The sequence below is a fragment of the Acidimicrobiales bacterium genome (assembly GCA_030747595.1).
GTDB lineage: Bacteria > Actinomycetota > Acidimicrobiia > Acidimicrobiales > MedAcidi-G1 > UBA9410.
Window position 1 is genome coordinate 1 of sequence record JASLKK010000059.1, and the last position, 265, is coordinate 265.

Genomic DNA, 265 nt, shown 5'->3' on the forward strand with positions numbered 1-265 from the left:
CTTCCCTCAAGTCTAGAAGTTTCTTTTGCGGGCCCCCAGTTGAGCTGAAGTATTTCACAAAAGACTTTCTAAACCGCCTACAGACGCTTTACGCCCAATCAATCCGAATAACACTTGCATCCTCTGTCTTACCGCGGCTGCTGGCACAGAGTTAGCCGATGCTTATTCCTCGAATACCGTCATTGATTCTTCTTCGAGAAAAGAAGTTTACAACCCTCAGGCCGTCATCCTTCACGCAGCGTCGCTCCGTCAGGCTTTCGCCCAT

General features: G+C 49.4%; 1 rRNA gene (cut by a window edge). It reads right to left on the reverse strand.

Features of this window, described 5'->3' with window-relative positions:
* Window positions 1-265: ribosomal RNA gene (locus QF777_12070) — 16S ribosomal RNA — on the reverse strand (its annotated part continues 248 nt past the right edge of the window); the annotation flags it as partial.